Consider the following 6,525-nt stretch of genomic DNA (forward strand, 5'->3'; position numbering starts at 1 on the left):
CGGTCCGCGACGTTCCGCGGGGTGGCGCCCCGTGTTGGCGGTTGAAGCCCTGTTCGCAACGCGCGTCAACGCGAGGCAGGGCTTTCCGCGGCCCCAGCGGCGGCTTCAGCCGCTCATGCCCCGCGGGGACTTGCCCCCACCCCACTCTCCCACCCTCTCTTTTGCGCCGGATCGCACGCCGTTTATCGTGTCCGCCTTCTTCAATCGAATTCTGATCGCACGGACCCGTTAACCGGGAGCCGCCATGCATCTCGTGCCGCGGTGCTGTCCACCGCCACGCTTATCCTGCCGCACTATTGCGCCTATACGTGATTCACCCCTGTCTCATTCTACGCGCTGGAGGAGACGATGATCGCACGAATCCCGACCGGGACCGCCGAGCGCGGTCTCCGCGAAACGCTGTTCGACGCGCTCGCCGCGAGCGAAACGGTTGGCGTCGCCGTGTGCGACCGCGAGTTCCGTTACCTGTTGTGGAATCGATTCATGGAGGAGATGACCGGCCTTCCCGCCGCGGCCGTCCTGGGGCGCAACGCGCTGGAGATCTACCCCCACCTGCGGGAGGAGCGGCTGGAGCCTGTCCTGCGCCGCGTGCTGGACGGAGAGACCGTGTCCCTTCCGGATCGGCGGTACGTGGTGCCGGGTGTCCGATCTGGGTGGATCTGGGTGCAGTACTGGCCCCACCGCGACGGGGACGGCGCCGTGGCGGGCGTCGTGGGCATCGTGCACGACGTCACGGAGCGCAAGCGCGCGGAAGAGGAGAACGAGCGCCTGGCCGCCTTCCCCCGCGAATCGCCCAACCCCGTGCTGGAGTGCGACGGCGACGGGCGCGTGGTCTACGCCAACCCCGCCGCCGTCCGCCTGGCGGCGGAGCTGGGCACGCGCATCGAGGCCGCGCTCCCCGGCGCCGGCCACGCGGACCTCGTCCGCGGCGCGCTGGCCAGCAACGCCGCCGTGCGCGGGGTAGAGGCGCCCATCGCCGGCCGCGTCCTCTCGTGGTCGTACCATCCGCACCGGCCGCTGGGCGTGGTCCACCTGTTCGCGGAGGACGTGACGGCGCGCCGCGCGATGGAGGAGCGGCTGCGGCACGAGGCGCTGCACGACCCGCTCACGGGCCTGCCCAATCGCCGGCTGCTGATGGAGCGCCTCTCCGCCGCGCTGGACCGCGGCCGCCGGCGGGGCGGGGGGACGGCGCTGCTCTTTCTGGACCTAGACCGCTTCAAGCTCGTCAACGACAGCCTGGGCCACCCCGTGGGCGACCAGCTGCTGGCCGCCGTCGCGGACCGCCTGCGCGGCGCCGTGCGCCCGGCCGACACCGTCTCGCGCTTTGGCGGCGACGAGTTCGCCGTGCTGCTGGACGGCGCCCCCGGCGCGGACGCCGCCCTGCGGACGGCGGAGACTCTGCAGCGAGCGCTGGCGGCGCCCGTGACCCTGGACGGGTTCGAGGTGTTCACGAGCGCCAGCATCGGCGTGGCCGTCAGCGGCGCGCAGGCGGACGGGCCCGAGGCGCTGCTGCGCGGCGCGGACGCGGCCATGTACCGCGCCAAGGCCCGCGGTCCCGGCCACTGCGAGCCGTACGACCGCGCCCTGCACGCGCGCGCCCTTGCCAGGCTGCGGATGGAGACGGACCTGCGCCGCGCGCTGGACCGCGGCGAGGTGACGGCGCACTACCAGCCCATCGTGTCGCTGGCTACGGGGCGCGTCTGCGGGGTGGAGGCGCTGGCTCGCTGGCGTCACCCCGAGCGAGGCTGGGTGCGCCCGGACGAGTTCGTCCCCGCGGCGGAGGAGACGGGGCTCATCCTGGACCTGGGCCGGCGCGTGCTGGCCGAGGCGTGCCGCCACGCGGGCGCGTGGGCCACCGCCGGCTCCGGCGGGTTGCACGTGAGCGTGAACCTGTCCGTCAAGCAGCTGGCCCAGGCGGACTTGGTGGAGCAGGTGCGGCGGACGCTGGAGGAGAGCGGGATGGACCCCGCCCGCCTGCGCCTGGAGGTGACGGAAAGCGTGCTCGTCGCGGACCCCGCGGCCGCCGCGGCCACGCTGAACCGGCTCAAGGAGCTGGGTCTGCGCGTGGTGATGGACGACTTCGGGACGGGCTACTCCTCGCTCAGCGCGCTGCACCGGCTGCCGCTGGACGGGCTCAAGGTGGACCGCTCGTTCGTGGCGGCCATGGGGCAGGACGGGCGCGCGGGGCAGGTCGTCGCGTCCGTGCTGGCGCTGGCGCGCGGGCTGGGGCTGGAGGTGGTGGCCGAGGGCATCGAGCGGCCGGACCAGCTCGCGGGGCTCCGCCTGCTGGGCTGTGACGCGGGCCAGGGCTTCCTCTTCTCCCCGCCCGCCGACGCGGACGCGCTCCGCGACCTGCTCGCCGCCGACCGCCGCTGGTGATCCGCATCAGCCACCCTTGAAAAACCCAACGTTCGGTTTTAGCCTATGAACAAGGTGATGGAGTTCGACGGCTACACGTTCTGGATCGCCGAGGACGATGTGCTGCCGCCGCGCGTTCGCGTTCATTACGCGGGCACCTGGTGCTGGATCGTGATCGGGTACGAGGATCACCAGCCTCCGTACGTGATGGAGTGGGAAGACATGCGGTGGACGGACGCCGGGCGCGCCGTGTGGATCGTGAATGGATGCCAGGAACTGCTCCTGGCCCACTGGAGGAGGTACAATGCCCAAGCGTGACCTGACGGACGAGGAGATCGAGGCAATCCTGGAGTACTCCAAGTCGCTCCCGAAGCTGGACCATGGCCCCCGTGCCGTCCAGGCATCCTATGACGAGGAGCGCGACCGGGTGATGGTGGAGTTCGACAACGGCTGCCTGCTCGGCTTTCCGGTCGACCTCGTCACGTACGCACGGGGCGCCCCCCCGGAGATGCTGTCCGGGGTGCAGGTCATGTTCGGGGGAACGACGGTCGGCTGGCCGGACCTCGGCGCCTGCATCAACCTGATGGGAATGATGCTGCGGGCGTTCCGCGCCAAGGCGTGGGCCGGGCACTACCTGGGCACGGCGACCAGCGAGGCCAAGGCCGAAGCCGCGCGCCGCAACGGCCGCAAGGGCGGTCGTCCCCGCAAGCAGGCGGCGTCGGAAGCAGCGGCGGACGCGGCGGACTGATCCTCGTCATTCGCCGAACGACATCGGCTCAGCGAACGGACGCCCGGATCACCCGCGGGAGGGGGATCCGGGCGTGACGTTCCGGGCGCCGGGCCGCCAGGCGGGCGCGGGCCCGCACCTGGCGCGCCCATCCGTACGACGCGGCGCTCGCGTGCGGCCACAACGCCGTTGACCGCAAGCATTTTCCTTTGCGCCCGCCCCGGTCGCGACTATACTGCGTTCATCCACGGTTCATCTCTCCCGCCGAGGGGGCGCGGCGTCTCGCGCCCATGCGATCCATGGCGACGGCCCTTCCCGCAGCTCTCCATCTACACGACGTGCTCCGCCGGCAGGTGGAGGAGCACCTGGGTCCGCTGGGCGTGCTGGCCGACGAGTGGCAGCGCTTCCTGGAGGCCGTCGACGCCGAGTACCGCCGCGCCGACGAGGTCCGCGCGCTGCTCGCCGGCACCGCGGGCGGCGCCGAGCGCGAGCTGCTGGAGCGCTACTACCGGCTGCAGAGCGACGTGGCCGAGATGGACCGCGCCGCCGAGGCCCTGCGCGAGAGCGACCGCCAGTTCCGCGAGCTGGCCGAGACCGTGGCCGCCGCCACCATGGTGTACCAGGGCACCCGCTTTCGCTACGTGAACGCGGCGGCCGAGGAGCTCACGGGGTACACGCGCCAGGAGCTGCTGGAGATGAGCTTTTGGGACGTGGTGCACCCCGAGCACCGCGACACCGTGCGCGAGCGGGGGCTGGCCCGCCAGCGCGGCGAGCCCGTACCCGCGCGCTACGAGATCCGCATCCAGCGCAAGGACGGCAGCGAGCGGTGGATCGACTTCACGGCCGGGGTGGTGCGCTACGGGCACGAGACGGCCGCCCTGGGCACGGCCTTCGACATCACCGACTACAAGCACGCCGAGGCCGCCCTGCAGCGCCAGGCCCTGGTGTTCGACAACCTGTACGACGCCGTCCTCATCACCGACACGGCGTCGCGTCTCGTCGGGTGGAACCGCGCCGCCGAGCGCGTCTTTGGCTGGACGCGCGACGAGGCGCTGGGCCACGGCGTGGAGCTGTGGCTGGGCGAGGCCCGCGCCGAGGAGCTGGCGCGGCAGGTGTTCGACGCCATCGACCGCACGGGCCGCTGGCAGGGCGAGATCCGCTTCGCGCGCAAGGACGGGACGGAGGGGGTGGCCGAGACGGTCGTAGTCCCCCTGCTGGACGAGAACGGCCGCCGCGTGGGCGCCCTGGGCGTAAACCGCGACGTGAGCGACCGCGCCCGCGCCGAGGAGGAGCTGCGCCGCAGCGAGGAGCGCTACCGGCTGATGGTGGCCGGCAGCGAGCAGGTCTTTTTCTACGTGCACGACCCGCAGCACCGCTTTGAGTACCTGTCCCCCTCCGTGCGCGACGTGCTGGGCCATGCGCCCGAGGACCTGGTGGGCCGGCCGTACGACGTGCTGCTGACGGACGACGCCCGCGCCGCCGCCGAGGTGCACAGCGGAACGGACGCGGCGCTGGACGAGCCCGGGGCCCTGAGCAACTACACGGCCGAGGTGCGCCACGCGGACGGCCGCGTGCTCACCCTGGAGCTGGCGGAGACGGCGCTCGTCTCCGGCGGGCGGGTGACGGGCGTGCAGGGCTTCGCGCGCGACATCACCCCGCGCCGCGCCGCGGAGCGTGCCCTGCGCGAGAGCGAGGAGCGCTACCGCCGCATGTTCCACGAGTCGCGCGACGCCATCTACATCACCACGACGGACGGCCGCTTCGTGGAGATGAACCAGGCGTTCGTGGAATTGTTCGGCTGGTCGCGCGAGGAGCTGCTGGCGCGCGACACCAGCGTGCTCTACGCCACCGCCGTGGACCGCCAGCGGTTCCGGGACGAGATCACCCGCGCCGGCTTCGTGCGCGACTACGAGATGCGGCTGCTGCGGCGCGACGGCGCGCCCATCGACGTCCTCCTCTCCGCCAGCGAGCGGCGCGGGCCCGACGGCGGGCTGCTGGGCTACCAGGGCATCTTCCACGACATCACCGAGCGCAAGCGCGCCGCCGAGCAGCTGGCCTACGGCGCCCTGCACGACGCGCTCACGGGGCTGCCCAACCGCGCGCTGTTCGTGGACCGGCTGGCCCACGCGGCCGAGCGGGTGCGCCGCGGCGACCACTTCCTCTCCGCCGTGCTGTTCCTGGACCTGGACCGCTTCAAGGTGGTGAACGACTCGCTGGGCCACGGCCTGGGCGACCGCATGCTGCTGGAGTGCGCCCGCCGCCTGGAAGACGCGCTGCGCCCCGGCGACACGCTGGCCCGTTTTGGCGGCGACGAGTTCACGGTGCTGCTGGAGGGGATCAGCGGGCCGCTGGAGGCCACGCACCTGGCGGAGCGGCTGGCCGCTGCCGTGGCGGAGCCGTTCCAGCTGGAGCGCCACGAGGTGTTCGCCACGGCCAGCATCGGCATCGCGCTGGCGACGACGGGGCACGAGGACGCCGAGGAACTGCTGCGCAACGCCGACGCCGCGCTCAGCCGGGCCAAGATGCTGGGCAAGAACCGGCTGGAGGTCTTTGACCGCGCCATGCACGCCGAGGCCATGGCCCGGCTGCGGCTGGAGACGGACCTGCGGCGGGCGCTGGAGCGCGGCGAGCTTCGCCTGGTGTACCAGCCCATCGTGGCGCTGGACACGGGGCGCATCGACGGGTTCGAGGCCCTGCTGCGCTGGCGCCACCCCGAGCGGGGCGAGGTGGGGCCGGGCACCTTCATCCCCGTGGCCGAGGAGACGGGGCTCATCCTGCCTTTGGGCCGCTGGGTGGTGGAGGAGTGCTGCCGCCAGCTGCAGCGGTGGACGGAGGCGGGATACACCACGCTGGCGATGTCGCTGAACCTGTCCGCGCGGCAGTTCGCGGAGCCGGACCTGGCCGGCTACCTGGCGGGCGCCCTGCGTACGTGCGGGATGCCCGCGTCACGGCTGCGGATGGAGATCACCGAGAGCGTGCTGCTGGAGCAGGCCGAGCCGGCCGTGGGCACGCTTACGCGGCTGCGCGACATGGGCGTGGTGCTGTGCATGGACGACTTTGGCACGGGCTACTCGTCGCTGGGCTACCTGCACCGCTTTCCGCTGGACGTGGTAAAGATCGACCGCTCGTTCGTGAGCCGGATGGACCGCGACGCGCGCAGCGCGCAGATGGTGCACGCCATCGTGAATCTCGCGCGCAACCTGCGGGTGAAGGTGGTGGCCGAGGGGGTGGAGACGCGCGAGCAGCTGGCGTCGCTGCGCGGCATGGGGTGCGACCACGCGCAGGGCTTCCTCTTCGCCGAGCCGCTGAGCGAGGAAAAGGCCGCGCGGATGCTGTCCTCGGATCCGCGCTGGTAGGGAAGAAGTGCGAAAGTGCGAGAGTGCGAGAGTGCGAGAGAGAACCCCCTGTCCATGGGTTTTACTTTCGCACTCTCGCACTTC

Annotated in this window: 4 protein-coding genes; all 4 read left to right on the forward strand. The window is 72.2% G+C overall.

The features are described from left to right. Positions 1-348: 348 nt before the first annotated feature. The 4 genes from VFZ20_RS26565 to VFZ20_RS26580 all read left to right on the forward strand — a co-directional run bounded on the left by VFZ20_RS26565 (position 349) and on the right by VFZ20_RS26580 (position 6,441). Positions 349-2,379 (forward strand): putative bifunctional diguanylate cyclase/phosphodiesterase, encoded by a 2,031-nt coding sequence (locus tag VFZ20_RS26565; RefSeq protein WP_329686991.1) that lies wholly within the window; start codon positions 349-351, stop codon positions 2,377-2,379. A gap of 45 nt (positions 2,380-2,424) precedes the next feature. Further along, a complete protein-coding gene (locus VFZ20_RS26570) occupies positions 2,425-2,676 on the forward strand; it encodes a hypothetical protein (protein WP_329686992.1) in 252 nt (83 codons plus the stop codon). Beyond that, positions 2,663-3,106 carry a DUF2442 domain-containing protein gene (locus tag VFZ20_RS26575; RefSeq protein WP_329686993.1) on the forward strand — a complete coding sequence of 148 codons (444 nt, stop codon included), beginning with the start codon at positions 2,663-2,665 and terminating at the stop codon, positions 3,104-3,106. The genes VFZ20_RS26570 and VFZ20_RS26575 overlap by 14 nt, the downstream gene beginning before the upstream one ends. 278 nt (positions 3,107-3,384) lie before the next feature. Next, positions 3,385-6,441 carry a PAS domain S-box protein gene (locus VFZ20_RS26580; protein WP_329686994.1) on the forward strand — a complete coding sequence of 1,019 codons (3,057 nt, stop codon included), beginning with the start codon at positions 3,385-3,387 and terminating at the stop codon, positions 6,439-6,441. The last annotated feature ends 84 nt before the right edge of the window (positions 6,442-6,525 follow it).

This window comes from Longimicrobium sp., assembly GCF_036280135.1.
GTDB lineage: Bacteria > Gemmatimonadota > Gemmatimonadetes > Longimicrobiales > Longimicrobiaceae > Longimicrobium.

Coding starts and splice junctions, on each gene's coding strand:
- VFZ20_RS26580 (WP_329686994.1), top strand. CDS start 3,385: ATGGCGACGGCCCTTCCCGCAGCTCTCCATCTACACGACGTGCTCCGC.
- VFZ20_RS26575 (WP_329686993.1), top strand. CDS start 2,663: ATGCCCAAGCGTGACCTGACGGACGAGGAGATCGAGGCAATCCTGGAG.
- VFZ20_RS26570 (WP_329686992.1), top strand. CDS start 2,425: ATGAACAAGGTGATGGAGTTCGACGGCTACACGTTCTGGATCGCCGAG.
- VFZ20_RS26565 (WP_329686991.1), top strand. CDS start 349: ATGATCGCACGAATCCCGACCGGGACCGCCGAGCGCGGTCTCCGCGAA.